Genomic DNA, 207 nt, shown 5'->3' with positions numbered 1-207 from the left:
AGATGTCCTTCAACTACGATCAATATATCCGGGGGGGGAAGCTCCCTCACATCTGGTGCCCTGGATGCACCTACGGGATCGTCTTCAAGTCGCTCCTCCGGGCCGTCGACTCGCTGAAAATCCCCAAGGACGACATCGCGCTCGTCTCCGGGATCGGATGCGCGTCCCGTCTCCCGGGGTATGTCGACTGGAACACGCTGCACACGA

At 60.4% G+C, this 207-nt stretch carries 1 pseudogene (only partly in view); it reads left to right on the top strand.

Features of this window, described 5'->3' with window-relative positions:
- Positions 1-207: pseudogene (locus A2Z13_04590) on the top strand (hypothetical protein); it begins 64 nt to the left of the window's first position.

It is taken from the genome of Deltaproteobacteria bacterium RBG_16_64_85 (genome assembly GCA_001798885.1).
Lineage (GTDB): Bacteria > Desulfobacterota > Deferrimicrobia > Deferrimicrobiales > Deferrimicrobiaceae > FEB-35.
This window is presented reverse-complemented; position numbering and strand designations above follow the sequence as displayed.